Origin of the sequence: Pseudomonas sp. MWU12-2029, assembly GCF_023242425.1 — a bacterium.
Classification (GTDB): Bacteria; Pseudomonadota; Gammaproteobacteria; order Pseudomonadales; family Pseudomonadaceae; genus Aquipseudomonas; species Aquipseudomonas kribbensis.
Map to the genome: position 1 here is coordinate 99,075 of NZ_JALJDY010000006.1, position 13,729 is coordinate 112,803.

General features: G+C 61.2%; 17 protein-coding genes and 1 other RNA gene. 10 read left to right on the forward strand and 8 right to left on the reverse strand.

The annotated features are described in order from the left end of the window. Positions 1-6 precede the first annotated feature (6 nt). Positions 7-483 (reverse strand): sn-glycerol-3-phosphate transporter, encoded by a 477-nt coding sequence (locus tag M5B44_RS16425; protein ID WP_248739874.1) that lies wholly within the window; start codon positions 481-483, stop codon positions 7-9. A gap of 355 nt (positions 484-838) precedes the next feature. Between M5B44_RS16425 and M5B44_RS16430 the strand changes: the two genes are divergently transcribed. Then, the gene (locus M5B44_RS16430) at positions 839-1,507 is read left to right on the forward strand and encodes a gamma-glutamylcyclotransferase (RefSeq protein ID WP_085708964.1); all 669 of its coding nucleotides are present in this window, start codon (positions 839-841) and stop codon (positions 1,505-1,507) included. On the opposite strand, the gene glpT is transcribed toward M5B44_RS16430, so the two are convergent. Next, positions 1,483-2,832 (reverse strand): glycerol-3-phosphate transporter, encoded by a 1,350-nt coding sequence (gene glpT / locus M5B44_RS16435; RefSeq protein WP_085708965.1) that lies wholly within the window; start codon positions 2,830-2,832, stop codon positions 1,483-1,485. The genes M5B44_RS16430 and glpT overlap by 25 nt on opposite strands. A gap of 225 nt (positions 2,833-3,057) precedes the next feature. Between glpT and M5B44_RS16440 the strand changes: the two genes are divergently transcribed. After that, positions 3,058-3,690 (forward strand): flagellar basal body-associated protein FliL, encoded by a 633-nt coding sequence (locus tag M5B44_RS16440; protein WP_248740067.1) that lies wholly within the window; start codon positions 3,058-3,060, stop codon positions 3,688-3,690. Positions 3,691-3,705: 15 nt separating this feature from the next. Here the strand turns inward: M5B44_RS16440 and M5B44_RS16445 are convergent, their stop codons facing one another. Next, entirely contained in the window at positions 3,706-4,683 is a 978-nt protein-coding gene (locus tag M5B44_RS16445) for an NADPH:quinone oxidoreductase family protein (RefSeq protein ID WP_248739875.1), read from the reverse strand. Between the two features lie 150 nt (positions 4,684-4,833). On the opposite strand from M5B44_RS16445, the gene M5B44_RS16450 reads away from it, so the two are divergent. After that, positions 4,834-5,241: a flagellar basal body-associated protein FliL gene (locus M5B44_RS16450; protein ID WP_065259922.1), complete on the forward strand. Its 408-nt coding sequence runs from the start codon at positions 4,834-4,836 to the stop codon at positions 5,239-5,241. Between the two features lie 140 nt (positions 5,242-5,381). On the opposite strand, the gene M5B44_RS16455 is transcribed toward M5B44_RS16450, so the two are convergent. Further along, on the reverse strand, positions 5,382-5,834 hold the full coding sequence (locus tag M5B44_RS16455) for an EVE domain-containing protein (RefSeq protein WP_248739876.1): 453 nt from the start codon (positions 5,832-5,834) through the stop codon (positions 5,382-5,384). 197 nt (positions 5,835-6,031) lie between these two features. On the opposite strand from M5B44_RS16455, the gene M5B44_RS16460 reads away from it, so the two are divergent. Beyond that, the gene (locus tag M5B44_RS16460; protein ID WP_007911192.1) at positions 6,032-6,187 is read left to right on the forward strand and encodes a hypothetical protein; all 156 of its coding nucleotides are present in this window, start codon (positions 6,032-6,034) and stop codon (positions 6,185-6,187) included. 37 nt (positions 6,188-6,224) lie between these two features. On the opposite strand, the gene M5B44_RS16465 is transcribed toward M5B44_RS16460, so the two are convergent. The 4 genes from M5B44_RS16465 to M5B44_RS16480 form a co-directional block, all read right to left on the reverse strand. Beyond that, on the reverse strand, positions 6,225-6,830 hold the full coding sequence (locus tag M5B44_RS16465) for a 5-formyltetrahydrofolate cyclo-ligase (RefSeq protein ID WP_248739877.1): 606 nt from the start codon (positions 6,828-6,830) through the stop codon (positions 6,225-6,227). Between the two features lie 80 nt (positions 6,831-6,910). Further along, positions 6,911-7,089, reverse strand: a non-coding RNA gene (gene ssrS, locus M5B44_RS16470) — 6S RNA. Between the two features lie 30 nt (positions 7,090-7,119). Beyond that, complete coding sequence (locus M5B44_RS16475; RefSeq protein ID WP_007967943.1) at positions 7,120-7,437, reverse strand: cell division protein ZapA; 318 nt, start codon at positions 7,435-7,437, stop codon at positions 7,120-7,122. Then, positions 7,434-7,643, reverse strand: coding sequence for a TIGR02449 family protein (locus M5B44_RS16480; protein WP_007940359.1), 210 nt, complete (start codon positions 7,641-7,643; stop codon positions 7,434-7,436). Before M5B44_RS16480 ends, M5B44_RS16475 begins: the two co-directional genes overlap by 4 nt. A 125-nt stretch (positions 7,644-7,768) precedes the next feature. Between M5B44_RS16480 and M5B44_RS16485 the strand changes: the two genes are divergently transcribed. From M5B44_RS16485 to M5B44_RS16510, 6 genes are all read left to right on the forward strand, one after another. Continuing rightward, positions 7,769-8,329, forward strand: a complete 561-nt coding sequence (locus tag M5B44_RS16485; protein WP_085708970.1) for a YecA family protein — start codon at positions 7,769-7,771, stop codon at positions 8,327-8,329. A gap of 27 nt (positions 8,330-8,356) precedes the next feature. After that, on the forward strand, positions 8,357-9,691 hold the full coding sequence (gene pepP / locus M5B44_RS16490; RefSeq protein WP_248739878.1) for a Xaa-Pro aminopeptidase: 1,335 nt from the start codon (positions 8,357-8,359) through the stop codon (positions 9,689-9,691). Continuing rightward, positions 9,688-10,875, forward strand: a complete 1,188-nt coding sequence (gene ubiH / locus M5B44_RS16495; RefSeq protein ID WP_114886219.1) for a 2-octaprenyl-6-methoxyphenyl hydroxylase — start codon at positions 9,688-9,690, stop codon at positions 10,873-10,875. The genes pepP and ubiH overlap by 4 nt, the downstream gene beginning before the upstream one ends. After that, entirely contained in the window at positions 10,868-11,353 is a 486-nt protein-coding gene (locus M5B44_RS16500; RefSeq protein WP_114886216.1) for a DUF4442 domain-containing protein, read from the forward strand. The genes ubiH and M5B44_RS16500 overlap by 8 nt, the downstream gene beginning before the upstream one ends. A gap of 9 nt (positions 11,354-11,362) precedes the next feature. Continuing rightward, complete coding sequence (locus tag M5B44_RS16505; RefSeq protein ID WP_248740068.1) at positions 11,363-12,580, forward strand: 2-octaprenyl-3-methyl-6-methoxy-1,4-benzoquinol hydroxylase; 1,218 nt, start codon at positions 11,363-11,365, stop codon at positions 12,578-12,580. Positions 12,581-12,687: 107 nt separating this feature from the next. After that, positions 12,688-13,692, forward strand: coding sequence for an extracellular solute-binding protein (locus M5B44_RS16510; protein WP_085689889.1), 1,005 nt, complete (start codon positions 12,688-12,690; stop codon positions 13,690-13,692). The last annotated feature ends 37 nt before the right edge of the window (positions 13,693-13,729 follow it).

The window sequence follows — 13,729 nt, forward strand, 5'->3', positions numbered from 1 at the left end:
ACCTTTCTAGAACCGCACGCCCGTTGTCACCATGGCCGCGTTGGCGCCGAGAAACACCAGCTCGGCGCCCAGCGGGCCATAGTGGGTGCCGACCGACGGAATGATCACCGGTGCAACGCCGAAGTGATTGAGCGGGATCTTGTCCTTGTAGTCACCCCGATAGCCCTGCAACAACCCGCCCGTGAGTTTCACGTACACCGGATAATCGGCGCTCTCGAAGCGTTTGCCGGCATAGGCGTAATTGGAGCGCTGACTGAACGAGTTACGGAAAGTTGCCCCGCCAAATACCCAGCCGGAAGCCTGATTGCGTTCAATCCCGATCAAGTCCTGATGATTATTGTGTTCGGGGTCGGGTGAGTAATGTTTGGTGTAGACACTGGTTTGTGCGTACCAGAAACCTTTGTCTTCCTGGGAGTCATCCGTGGCCAGTGCCTGGCCGGTCTGAATCAATAAAAGTGCGGCCAAAAGCCTCGTTGTGTTCATCGTGCAGCCTCGGTTGAACGGGTTGGCTTGCGCCAGAGGAAAGCCGTTTTACGCAGGCGTTCAGCGACGGTAAATATGGGAAGTCCGAAATTTTAGTAGGAAAAATCCCGGGACTTCATGAACGAATCCTGAACGAAGAGAGGGCTTAACGATATTTCATTCGGGTATTTAAGATATCTGCGCAATGGTATTAGGCTATATCAAACAAGATAGCCCTCGCGGATAACCCCGAATTAGCGCTATCAAAGGTGTCATACATCCTTTAGCACTTTTCGTTTTACAGTTACTGCTATATGTTCTATCAAGCGAATTGTGCTTACATCTTGTAATACTTGCGGGGCCGAACACTTCCGTCATGACAGCCATAGAATCTGCTTTTCTGAATCTGGCTTACCCTCCGCGGCTCGATCTGGGTCCGCAGCTGACTCACGAACAACTTCTCGCTTCCATGCAATCGACCATGGCACGCCACAAGGGCGGGCCGGTGTGGCTGTTCGCGTATGGTTCGCTGATCTGGCGGCCTGAGTGTTCGGCGGTGGAACGGGTGCGCGGGCGAGTACATGGCTACCATCGCGGCTTGTACCTGTGGTCCCACGAACATCGCGGTACGCCGGAAATGCCGGGGCTGGTGTTCGGTCTGGATCGCGGCGGTTCGTGCAGCGGCTTTGCCTACCGGTTGCCGGAAGACAACCTCGACAGTGCGCTGTATGCGCTGTGGAAACGCGAGATGCCGTTCCCGTCCTATCGCCCGCACTGGCTCAACTGCCGTCTTGAAGATGGCAGCCAGGTACAGGCCTTGGGGTTCGTGTTGGAGCGACACCTGCCCAGCTATGCCGGCAATCTGCCGGATCATGTGCTGAGCCAGGTGTTCGAAAGCGCTTGCGGGCGTTACGGCACCACTCGCGATTATGTCGAGCAGACCGCTCACGCCCTGCGCAGCCACGCCATGCCAGACCGGAATCTGGAGGCGCGGCTCAAGCGCTGCAAGTCAAAAGCCGATCAGGCGACTGCTTCGCGGCTCTGACTGGCGACTTGCTTGTGCCACAGGGTCGGGGCCAGGAAGGCCATCGACAGCAGGCAAGCGCCCACCAGCAGCACGAAACCGCCATCCCAACCGAAGTGGTCCACGGTGTAGCCCATGGCGGCACTGGCCGCGACCGAACCACCCAGATAACCGAACAGGCCGGTGAAGCCTGCGGCAGTGCCGGCGGCTTTCTTCGGTGCCAGTTCCAGCGCCTGCAGACCGATCAGCATCACCGGGCCGTAGATCAGGAAGCCGATCGAGAACAGCGCGATCATGTCGATGGTCGGGTTGCCGGCCGGGTTCAGCCAGTAAACCAGGGTCGCCACGGTCACCAGGGCCATGAACACCATGCCGGTCAGGCCACGGTTGCCACGGAAGATCTTGTCCGACATCCAGCCGCACAGCAATGTGCCCGGAATGCCCGCCCACTCATAGAAGAAGTACGCCCACGAAGTCTTGTCGACGTCAAAGTGCTTGGCTTCCTTGAGGTAGGTCGGCGCCCAGTCCAGTACGCCGTAGCGCAGCAGGTAGACGAACACGTTGGCCATGGCGATGTACCAGAGCATTTTGTTGCGCAGCACGTATTTGACGAAGATTTCCTTGGCGCTGAATTCGTCTTCGTGGCTGGCGTCGTAGCCTTCCGGGTAGTCGTTCTTGTACTTCTCGATCGGCGGCAGGCCAACCGATTGCGGGGTGTCACGCATGGTAATGAAGGCAAATGCCGCCACCGCCAGGGCTACCGCCGCCGGTACATAGAACGCGGCGTGCCAGTCGTTGAACAGGCCCATGCCGATCAGGAACAGCGGGCCGATCAGGCCGCCGCCGACGTTGTGTGCCACGTTCCACACGGACACCACGCCACCGCGCTCCTTCTGCGACCACCAGTGCACCATGGTCCGTCCGCTCGGCGGCCAGCCCATGCCCTGGGCCCAGCCGTTGATGAACAGCAGGATGAACATCATGGTCACGCTGGACGTTGCCCAAGGTGCGAAACCGAAAATGAACATCACCCCCGCCGAAACCAGCAGGCCGAACGGCAGGAAGTAGCGCGGGTTGGATCGGTCGGAGACCAGGCCCATGAGGAACTTGGACAAACCGTAGGCAATGGCGATGGCCGACATCGCCAGACCCAGTTCGCCGCGGGTGTAACCCTCGTCGATCAGGTACGGCATGGCCAGGGAGAAGTTTTTGCGCAGCAGGTAGTAACCCGCGTAGCCAAAGAAGATACCGGCGAAGATCTGCCAGCGCAGGCGTCGGTAGGTACTGTCTATTTTTTCTTCAGGCAATGGAGCCTGATGTGCGGCAGGTCGAAAGAAAGCAAACATTCAAGAGCTCCAGATTTCTTGTTTTGACTGCGGATGCGAATGTTACAGTTTCGTTACCGAAAATAGCACCGGTTCCCATCGGCAAAACAGCGGAAAATGTTGGAAGTCGCATGTTCTTTTACGAACCTGTCGCTCTGCTGTAAGAACAGGGCGTTTTCACCACTTATGAACATGGGGTGGCATAGACTCGCGATCCGTCGATCGACTGATCAGCAGAGATGAATGATGGCTTTGAAGGTTCGCATGCTCATGCGCCGATTATTAGCGGTGGCGGTTATCGCCGCTGCGGTGCTGGGATTGATTTACGCCGATCACCCTGCCCGGTCCGGTTTGCGCAATGCCACGGTGCTGATCATCCGTCATGCGGAAAAGCCGACTGAAGGATCGGTGCTCAATGCCCGGGGCGAAGAGCGGGCTCGCGCCTATGCCGACTATTTCAATCCATTGAAGCTCGATGGCCAGACACTGACTCCGGAACGGCTGATTGCCGCCGGCGACACTCCCGAGAGCTCCCGCTCACGTTTGACCCTGACGCCGCTGGCCGAGCGTCTGAACCTGTCTATCGAGCAGCCCTACATCAACGGCGACGTACATGAGCTGGTCAAGCTGTTGCGCAAGAGCAATCAGGCGCCGGTCATCCTGATCGCCTGGCACCACGGGCGCATCAACAAACTGATTGGTGCGTTTGGTGGCGACAGCACGGCCCTGATGGGGCAGAAAAAATGGCCGGACGAGGTGTACGACTGGATGCTCGTGCTGCGTTTCGATGACAAGGGCCAGATCATCAAGGCTGATAGCCGGAAGGTTCTGGAGCACCTGTTGCCGGGCGACGCTGTGGATTCTCCCGGCAACAAATGACGGCTCCGAGGTGCTTCAGCGCACCTGCACCACAACCTTGCCCACAGCCTTGCGCTGTCCAAGATCATTGATCGCCTGTGCCGCCTCGCTCAGTGGATACACCTGCGACACCAGCGGCTTCAGCTTGCCCTCGGCGAACCAGGCGAACAGTTGCTGGAAGTTCGCTGCGTTGTCCTGTGGCTGGCGTTGGGCGAAAGAGCCCCAGAACACACCGAGCACCGCTGCACCCTTGAGCAGTGCGAGGTTGACCGGGAGTTCGGGGATGCGGCCGCTGGCGAAGCCGACCACCAGCAGGCGGCCGTTCCAGGCGATGGCGCGGATGGCCTGGTCGAACAGGTCGCCGCCGACCGGGTCGTAGATCACGTCGGCGCCCTGGCCGTCGGTCAGGCGTTTGATTTCGTCCTTGAGGCTGGTTTCGCTGTAGTTGATCAGTTCGTCGGCACCGGCAGCCTTGGCCACGGCGAGTTTCTCGGCGCTGCTGGCGGCGGCGATGACCCGGGCGCCCATGGCTTTGCCGATTTCGACGGCGGCCAGGCCAACGCCGCCGGAGGCACCGAGTACCAGCAGGGTTTCCCCCGGTTGCAGGTTGCCGCGCTGCTTGAGTGCGTGCATCGAGGTGCCGTAGGTCATGCTGAACGCGGCGGCGGTGTTGAAATCCATCGACGGCGGGATCGGCAGCACGTTATAGCCCGGCACCGCCACCTGCTCGGCGAAGCTGCCCCAGCCGGTCAGGGCCATGACCCGGTCGCCAATCTTGAGGTGACTGATCTTTTCGCCGACTTCGCGGACCACGCCAGCCGCTTCGCCACCCGGGGAAAACGGGAAGGGCGGCTTGAACTGGTACTTGCCCTCGATGATCAGCGTGTCCGGGAAGTTGACCCCGGCGGCGTGCACGTCCAGCAGGATTTCATTCTTCTTCGCGACAGGACTGGCGACGTCTTCCAGCACCAGCGATTCGGCAGGGCCGAAGGCTTTGCACAGCACGGCTTTCATCAGGGCTATTCCTTTGGGAGTGATGGCCGATAAGTGTAGGTGTGGCAGTCAACGGGTCAACGAGCATGCCCGGCCCTGATAGTCCGCCATAAGCTTGTGCTTGCGCGGCGGGTCGTTATGCTAGGCCGCAAACCGGATAAGGAGCGAATTGTGAAAGCGTGGATCATGTTGTTGCTGGCCCTGTCTCTGCCTGTGGCAGCGCTGGCCGAAGAAGCCAAAGAAGGCGAGGCGCCGAAGGTCAACTACATCACCCTGAGTCCGCCGTTCGTGGGCAACTACGGGCTGGACGGCACGCCGAAGCTCAAGGTCTACAAGGCCGACGTGGCGTTGCGGGTGACCGGCGACGAAGCGACCAAACTGGTCAAGGCCAACGAGCCGCTGATCCGCAATCAACTGGTGGCGCTGTTCACCCAGCAGACCACCGACGCGATGGGCAGCATCGAAGGCAAGGAAAAGCTGCGTCAGGAAGCCTTGAAACAGACCCAGCAAGTGATGAATGACGAGACCGGCAAGCCGGTGGTTGAAGATCTGTTGTTCAACAACCTGATCATTCAATAACAACTTTGCTGTCCGGGCTGGCCAAATCGCGAGCAGGCTCGCTCCCACAGGGTTCATGTTGATCACAACGTTGTGATTCAACAAAGATCCATTGTGGGAGCGAGTCTGCTCGCGATGGCATCTAGAGCGGCACCAACCGTCTACGGATTCAACGCGATAACCGCCGCCCATTGCTCGGCCGTCACCGGCATCACCGACAGCCGCGAGCCCTTCTGCACCAGTGGCATCTCGGCCAGCGCGGTCTGCTGCTTCAGATAATCCAGCTTCAACACCCGGGCAAACGTCTCGACATGGGCGACATCGATCGCACTCCAGGCGTTTTTCTCCGGCGTGGCTTTGGGGTCGAAGTAGTGGCTCTCCGGTTCCAGTGCGGTGGGATCCGGGTACGCGGCTTCGATGATCCTGCCGATTCCGGCAATCCCCGGCTCCGGGCAGCTGGAGTGATAGAAAAAGAACTCATCCCCCACCGCCATGGCCCGCAGGAAATTGCGCGCCTGATAGTTGCGCACCCCGTCCCAGCGCGCCTTGCCGAGTTTTTCCAGACCCTTGATCGAGAGTTCGTCGGGCTCGGATTTCATCAGCCAGTAGGCCATGGTGGTTGCTCCTGAAACGGTCATTGGGCAGGTTGTCGGGCAATTTTATGACAAACCGACAGTCGGTTGACGCCAGCATTTGCGCAGAGGTTCACGTTGTCGCAAAATGCCGGCCTTTAAAGCTTGACGCTGCTGCACGGCCTACGAATGGAAACCGCTGCTGTCATCGTGATGATGTGCCTTGAGGGGGGCAATCGATGAAACGCAAACCGGATTTGCTGTGGACTTTGGTGATTTTGTTCGGCCTTGGCGTCGTGACCACCGGTTATGCGCAAAGTCTGTGGGCCAACAAGGCCGATGCTCCGATTGAAGTGGCGCAACAAGTACAGCAGTCGACTGCGTTCAAACGCTGATCCCGTCTTCCCGACGCCGCTGATTCCCTCGCGGCGTCTACCCTGCGAAATACCACGCCTTGTCGGTCACCGTTCCCTGCAACGGTACATCCCAGCTGGCCTGCGCCAGTCGTTCGACTTTCTGACATTCATGGGCCAGACCCAGCAGCGTCGGCTTGCGCCAGTTCTGGCGGCGAGCCAGATACGCGAGGCTGCGATCGTAGAATCCGCCGCCCATCCCCAGGCGTCCGCCGACATCGTCAAATCCCACCAATGGCAACAACACCAGATCCAGTGCCCAGATCTTGCGCTGACGGGCGACATTGACCCGAGGCTCGAGAATACGGAAACGGTTGGGCCGCAGCTTTTCGCCGGGGCGGATCTGCTGAAAGACCATTTTGGTCCGCGGCCAGGCACTCAACACCGGCAGGTAGGTTTTCTTGCCGCGGCGCTGGGCGGCGCGCAGCAACAGGCGCGGGTCGATCTCGCCGTCGGTGGGCAGGTACAGGGAAATGTGTTTCGCCCGGCGAAAGTGCGGGTCTTGCGCCAGTTGTTTGTACAGACCTTCGGCGGCCTTACGTTGCTGACTTGGCGTCAGGGAGCGGCGGGCCTTGCGCAGCAGGCGGCGCAGTTGGGGACGGGGCAGCAGCGCGGGTTCGGTCATGGTCGGCTTCGGCAGGGTGGGGACGAAAACGTACGCATAAAAAATCCGATGCCGGCATGCACCGGCATCGGATTCGAATCAGGCTCCCCGGATGAGCCGCTGTCGACTTAGCCCTTGAACCCGAGAGTTCAAGGTGGAGGATGCAGTAGGCTTTAAGGCTTTCCGTCTGGCGGACATGCACACCAGCCCAACGTGCAACCCCCAGGGTAGTGCAAATCGGCTCAGGGACATCGTCAACTGGCAAGCACCCCAGGGAGTGCGGCGAGTATACCTCAAGCGGCCTGGCGAATCAGCCCTTGCTGATGTCCGGATCGTCGGCCAACACCAGATCGACACGATCGAGCAAGTCACGCACCTGTTCACGGGTCGAGCCGCTGGCCTGGATGTCCGGACGCTCTTCTTTGTGCAAGAGATCGTGGGTGATGTTCAGGGCGGCCATCACGGCGATGCGGTCGGCGCCGATGACTTTGCCGCTGCTGCGGATCTCGCGCATCTTGCCGTCCAGGTAACGCGCGGCACTGACCAGATTGCTGCGTTCTTCCTGGGGACAGATGATCGAATATTCTTTGTCGAGGATCTGCACGGTAACGCTATTGCTTGAACTCATGAGTCTTGCTCCAGGGCCTTGAGGCGCGAAATCATCGACTCGACCTTACGCCGGGCGATTTCGTTTTTTTCAATGAGGTGCGCGCGTTCCTCGCGCCAGGTCTTTTCCTGAGCTAGTAAGAGTGCGTTTTGACTCTTTAGTTGCTCGACCCGAGTAATCAGCAGTTCGAGTCTGGCCATCAGCGCTTGCAGGTCGGTGTCTTCCATTGTGTCCACTGATTCGGTCTGATGGGTTTGGCTGGGGGACAGCCTTTAATGGTCTTGGCGAGTCTGTCGATGTAGGATACAAGGCCTTCATTCTAGACATAGCGCCGTCTGGCGCCTAGCTGCCCATGCCCATTCAGAATTCCCCGTACCAAGCCTTCGCCACCCTGCTGACTGCCAGCGGTCACAACGTCTCGCCTGCCGAACTGCATGGCCTGCTGCTCGGCCGCAGCTGCGCCGGTGCCGGCTTCAATGCCGAAGAGTGGCTGATCGACGCCGCCGAGCTGCTCGAAAGCGAGCCGCAGGACAACGTTCGCAACGCGCTCATCGGCCTGCAGGAAATGGTCAAGGGCGAGCTCACCGGCGACGACGTGACCGTCGTGCTGCTGTTGCCGACCGATGACGTGCCGCTGGCCGATCGCGCTGCCGCACTGGGCGAATGGTGCCAGGGCTTCCTCACCGGTTTCGGCCTGAACTGCCGCGACAGCAGCATGCTGAGCACCGAGGCCACCGAGGTGTTGCAGGATCTGGCAGCGATCTCCCAGGTGCAAGATGCCCTGGAAGAATCCGAAGACGGCGAAAGCGACTACATGGAAGTCATGGAGTACCTGCGTGTAGCGCCGCTGCTGCTGTTCTCCGAAACCAAGAAAGCCGACGTGCCGCCAGCCGCCAAGCCGTCGCTGCACTGATCGCGTGCCAGGGAAAGCCATCTGCCCATGATCCATATCCCGAAAGCGGAATACGCCCGTCGCCGCAAGGCACTCATGGCGCAGATGGAACCCAACAGCATCGCCATCCTGCCCGCCGCTGCGGTTGCCATTCGCAACCGTGACGTCGAGCACGTCTACCGCCAGGACAGCGATTTCCAGTACCTGAGCGGTTTCCCCGAGCCGCAGGCAGTCATCGTCCTGATGCCCGGTCGTGAGCACGGCGAATACGTGCTGTTCTGCCGTGAACGCAATGCCGAACGGGAACTCTGGGACGGCCTGCGCGCCGGCCAGGAAGGCGCGATTCGCGACTTTGGCGCCGACGACGCGTTCCCCATCACCGACATCGACGACATCCTGCCGGGCCTGATCGAAGGTCGCGACCGGGTGTATTCGGCCATGGGCAGCAACCCGGAATTCGACCGTCATCTGATGGACTGGATCAACGTGATCCGCTCCAAGGCGCACCTCGGCGCCCAGCCGCCGAACGAATTCGTTGCCCTGGATCACCTGCTGCACGACATGCGCCTGTATAAATCGGCAGCAGAAGTGAAGGTGATGCGCGAAGCGGCGCGGATTTCCGCCCAGGCTCACATCCGCGCGATGCAGGCCAGCCGTGCAGGGCTTTACGAGTACAGCCTCGAAGCCGAGCTGGATTACGAGTTCCGCAAGGGCGGGGCGAAGATGCCGGCCTACGGTTCGATCGTCGCTGCCGGGCGCAACAGCTGCATCCTGCATTACCAGCAGAATGATGCGTTGCTCAAGGACGGTGACCTGGTGCTGATCGACGCCGGTTGCGAAATCGACTGCTACGCCAGCGACATCACCCGTACGTGGCCGGTCAACGGCAAATTCTCGGCCGAGCAGAAAGCGATCTACGAATTGGTATTGGCCTCGCAGGAAGCCGCGTTCGCCGAAATCGCCCCGAACAAGCACTGGAACCAGGCGCACGAAGCCACGGTTCGGGTGATCACCGCCGGGCTGGTGCAGCTGGGGTTGTTGCAGGGCGAGGTGGACGAGTTGATCGCCTCCGAGGCCTACAAGGCGTTTTACATGCACCGCGCCGGCCACTGGCTGGGCATGGATGTGCATGACGTCGGCGAGTACAGGGTCGGCGGCGAATGGCGGGTGCTGGAAGTCGGCATGGCGCTGACCGTGGAGCCGGGCATCTACATCGCCCCGGACAATCAGAACGTAGCGAAGAAATGGCGCGGCATTGGCGTGCGCATCGAGGACGACGTGGTAGTGACCAAGAGCGGTTGTGAAATCCTGACCGGCGGTGTGCCGAAAACCGTCGCCGAGATCGAAGCCCTGATGGCGCAAGCACGGACCTGCGCGGCATGAGTCGGGTCAATCTGGCAATCATCGGTGGCGGCCTGGTCGGCGCCAGTCTGGCGTTGGCCTTGCAGGCCGGAGCCAAGGCCCGGGGCTGGAAGATCGTGCTGATCGAACCGTTCGCCCCCGGCGACAGCTGGCAGCCGAGCTACGACGCACGTTCGTCGGCGCTGTCCTTTGGCTCGCGGCAGATTTATCAGCGGCTGGGCGTGTGGCAGGAAATCTCCCGCCGCGCCGAGCCGATCAAGCAGATTCATGTGTCCGACCGTGGACGTTTCTCCACTGCCCGACTGTCGGCGATGGAAGAGGGCGTTCCGGCGCTCGGCTATGTGGTGGAAAACGCCTGGCTCGGTCATAGCCTGTGGCAACACCTCGACAAAGACGTGATCAGTTGGCGCTGCCCGGCGGAAGTCACCCGCATGGAGCCGCTGCCGGACGGCTATCGCCTGACCCTCAACGATGAGACCACGGTCGAATGCGATCTGGCGGTGCTCGCCGATGGCGGCCGTTCGGGTCTGCGCGAACAACTGGGCATCAATGTGCGCAAGCGCCCGTACAACCAGAGCGCGCTGATCGCCAACATCACCCCGAGCGAAGCGCACAACGGCATGGCTTTCGAGCGCTTTACCGACGAAGGCCCGATGGCGCTGCTGCCGCTGCCGGAAAACCGCTGCGCGCTGGTCTGGACCCGTCTGGGGATGGACGCGCAACGTCTGGCGGAGCTGAGTGATCGTGATTTCCTCAGCGAGCTGCAAGGTGTGTTCGGCTATCGCCTCGGTACTTTGAAACAGGTCGGCGCGCGGCATCTGTATCCGCTGTCGCTGGTAGAGGCCGAAGAGCAGGTGCGATCGCATCTGGCCGTCCTCGGCAACGCCGCCCACAGCCTGCACCCGATTGCCGGGCAGGGTTTCAATCTGTCCCTGCGTGATGCCGATGCCTTGGCCGCCGCGCTGCTGGCCAGCGATAAACCGCTGGGGGATTTCGCCACGCTGCAGGCCTATCGCGAGCGCCAGCGCCTCGATCAGGACCTCACCGTAGGTTTTTCCGATCAGGTCACGCGCCTGTTCGGCAGTACTCAGCCGCTGGTGTCGCTGGGGCGCAACATCGGCCTGCTCGGCCTCGATCTGCTGCCGCCGGCCAAACGCTGGTTCGCCCGTCAGGCCATGGGGCTGGGGACGCGTCCGGATGCGTGAGTGGCTGATCAAACAGTTTGGCAAGGCGCGGCTGATGCGCTGGATCATGACGTTCTACCCGCCGTACTTCGGCGCCGGTGTCCGGGTGAAGCACATCAGCGATGACTTTCGTGACATCCAGGTCTCGATGGGCCTGGGCTGGTACAACCGCAATTACGTCGGCACCCAGTTCGGCGGCAGTCTGTATTCGATGGTCGATCCGTTTTTCATGTTGATGCTCATGGAGAACCTCGGGTCGAAGTACATCGTCTGGGACAAGGCTGCCGACATTGATTTCATTGCGCCGGGCAAAGGCCCGGTGTTCGCCCGGTTCAACATCGACGACACCCTGCTCGACGAGATCCGTCGGCAGACCGCCAGTGGCGAGAAATACCTGCCGCAGTTGCAGGTCGACATTCATGACGGCGCCGGCAACCTGGTGGCGCGGGTCGGTAAAACCCTTTACGTGCGGCTCAAGCCGCAAGCGAGACAGGCTTAAAGCATGGAAATGCGCGCAGATGTGCTGATTGTCGGAGCCGGAATGGTCGGCAGCGCCCTGGCGCTGGCGTTGCAGGACAGCGGGCTGGAAGTCATGCTGCTCGACGGCAGCCCGCTGAGCGTCAAACCCTTCAATGGCGATGCGCCGTTCGAGCCGCGAGTCAGTGCGTTGTCGGCGGCCAGCCAGCGGATCCTCGATCGCCTCGGCGTGTGGGACGGCATCGTCAACCGACGCAGCAGCCCTTACACCGACATGCATGTCTGGGACGGCAGCGGCACCGGGCAGATCCATTTCTCGGCCAGCAGCGTGCACGCCGAAGTGCTCGGCCACATTGTCGAAAACCGCGTGGTCCAGGATGCCTTGCTCGACCGTCTGTACGATTGCGATCTCGGCCTGCTGGCCAATGCGCGGCTGGAGCAGATGCGCCGCTCCGGTGACGACTGGCTGCTGACCCTGGCCGACGGTCGCACCCTGCGCGCGCCGCTGGTGATCGCGGCAGATGGTGCCAATTCCGCCGTACGTCGTCTGACCGGCGTCGCCACTCGTGAGTGGGATTATCTGCATCACGCTATCGTCACCAGCGTGCGCAGCAGCAAACCGCACCGCATGACCGCGTGGCAGCGTTTCACCGATCACGGGCCGCTGGCGTTTCTGCCGCTGGAGCGTGACGGCCAGCAGGACTGGTGCTCGATCGTCTGGTCGACCACGCCGAGCGAAGCAGAACGGCTGATGGCGCTGGATGAAGCGGATTTCTGCCGTGAACTGGAGCGTGCCTTCGAAGGTTGCCTCGGCGACGTCATCAGCGCCGACCCGCGTCTGTGCGTGCCGCTGCGTCAACGCCACGCCAAGCGCTACGTGGCCGAAGGCCTGGCGTTGATCGGCGATGCCGCGCACACCATCCACCCGCTGGCGGGGCAGGGCGTGAACCTCGGTTTCCTCGACGCCGCTGTATTGGCCGAAGTGCTGTTGCAAGCCAACGAACGCGGCGAACGCCTGGCGGACGTGAAAGTGCTGAGCCGCTACGAGCGTCGGCGCATGCCGCACAACCTGGCGCTTATGGCAGCGATGGAAGGCTTCGAGCGGTTGTTCCAGGCCGATCCGCTGCCGCTGCGCTGGTTGCGCAACACCGGACTGAAAATCGTCGAGCAGATGCCCGAGGCCAAAGCGCTGTTCGTACGCGAAGCATTGGGGCTGACCGGGGACTTGCCAGCTCTGGCCAAGGTCTGACGAACGTCGTGCAACATCTGGTAACTCCTTGGGAAAGTGTTCGATTGAGCTGGTAAATGTGAGTCCTTATCATTTGGACCACTTTTCCCGACCGAGAGATCACTCCCATGTTGGCATCCAAGCGTGTTCTGACCGCACTGGCCCTGACCCTGATCGGCAGCACTGCCGCCCAGGCCGCCGACGAGGTGGTGGTCTACTCGTCGCGTATCGATGAGCTGATCAAACCGGTGTTCGATGCCTACACCGCCAAGACCGGGGTGAAGATCAAGTTCATCACCGACAAGGAAGCGCCGCTGATGCAGCGGATCAAGGCCGAAGGCGAGAACGCCACCGCCGACCTGCTGCTGACCGTTGATGCCGGCAACCTCTGGCAGGCCGAACAGATGGGCATTCTCCAGCCGTTCACTTCGAAAACCATCGACGCCAACATTCCCCTGCAATACCGCTCGTCCAGCCACGCCTGGACCGGTCTGAGCCTGCGCGCACGGACCATCGCCTATTCCACCGAGCGCGTGAAGCCGGGCGAGCTGACCACCTACGAAGCGCTGGCCGACAAGAACTGGGAAGGCCGTCTGTGCCTGCGGACGGCGAAGAAGGTCTACAACCAGTCGCTGACCGCCACCATGATCGAAGTCCACGGCGCCGAGAAAACCGAGAAGATCCTCAAGGGCTGGGTCAACAACCTGTCCACCGACGTGTTCTCCGACGACGTTGCGGTGCTGGAGGCGATCAACGCCGGCCAGTGCGACGTCGGCATCGTCAACACCTACTACTACGGTCGCCTGCACAAGCAGAAACCGGATCTGCCGGTGAAGCTGTTCTGGCCGAACCAGGCGGATCGCGGTGTGCACGTCAACCTGTCGGGCATCGGTCTGACCAAACACGCGCCGCACCCGGAAGCCGCCAAGGCACTGGTCGAGTGGATGACCACGCCTGAGGCGCAGAAGATCTTCGCTGACGTGAACCAGGAATTCCCGGCGAATCCGGCGGTGAAACCTTCGGAAGAAGTGGCGGCGTGGGGGCAGTTTGTCGCCGATACGCTGCCGGTCGAAGTGGCGGGCAAGCGACAGGCTGAGGCGATCCGGATGATGGATCGGGCGGGCTGGAACTGACGCTGCGAGTCGAATCGCCGCAAGCGTGACGCGCAGC